Source organism: Peribacillus sp. SIMBA_075 (genome assembly GCF_046534585.1).
Genome location: NZ_JAWRYN010001794.1, coordinates 1 through 228, shown reverse-complemented (window position 1 = coordinate 228; position 228 = coordinate 1). Strand labels below are relative to the sequence as shown.

Annotated in this window: 1 protein-coding gene; it reads left to right on the top strand. The window is 35.5% G+C overall.

All coding sequences use genetic code 11. From position 1 onward, the window contains the following. Window positions 1-228 (top strand): ABC transporter transmembrane domain-containing protein (locus tag SB775_RS34625; protein ID WP_410865810.1); only part of this gene is annotated, 228 nt, incomplete at both ends.

Here is a 228-nt window from a genome sequence, read left to right as displayed (position 1 = left end):
GATGAATGTTTGGCTAGATACTGCAACAATTGCAATTGCTATTATTGTTATGTTTTCTATGAATATAAAATTAACATTTGTTGCGTTATTAATTTTACCTATTTATGTAGTGGCAGTGAAATATTTTTTCGGGCGCCTTCGAAAATTGACGAAAGAGCGCTCGCAAGCGTTAGCAACTATGCAAGGGTATTTACATGAACGTATTCAAGGGATGCAAGTGACACGTAG